Source organism: Neisseria sp. P0021.S007 (genome assembly GCF_051956855.1).
On the sequence record NZ_JBQCXA010001339.1, the window covers coordinates 1 to 496 of the forward strand.

Annotated in this window: 1 pseudogene; it reads right to left on the reverse strand. The window is 53.4% G+C overall.

Features of this window, described 5'->3' with window-relative positions:
• Window positions 1-496: pseudogene (uvrC, locus tag ACTHUR_RS19045) on the reverse strand (excinuclease ABC subunit UvrC); the annotation flags it as partial.

The following is a 496-nucleotide window of genomic DNA, read 5'->3' on the forward strand; positions in this document are numbered from 1 at the left end:
GTTGTAGCGGCGGTATTGCGAAGGCTGGATGCTTTGCTCATCGTACACAACGCAGGACGCAATAGTGGCCTCGCCTTGCGTGTGGCTGATATCGAAACACTCAAGGCGGTTGAGGCTGTCTGAATCCATGCCGAGGATTTTGGCCAGTTCATCAATACGGTGCTGCTGGCTGCTTTGTTGCAGGCGGCGTTGAGCAATCGCCATTTGTGCGTTTTGTTCCGCCATTTTCAACCAGACTTTACGTTCGCCTATGGTCTTGGTGACAAATTGCATCTGCTTGCCGTGTTCGCCTTCCAAAGCCTCTTTCAGCGCATCGGGAACGGGAAAGTTACTGATGATGATGTCGGGTTTGCTTTTGCCCAGATAGTGTTGGGCGACGAAGGCTTCAGCGTAATCTTGTCCGTTTGGCTCGGGATCGTTTTTGGTGTCGGGGAAAAAGCTTTTGTCGCCTACGTGCCGCCCACCGCGGATGCTGACCCAGTGTATGCAGACCAGG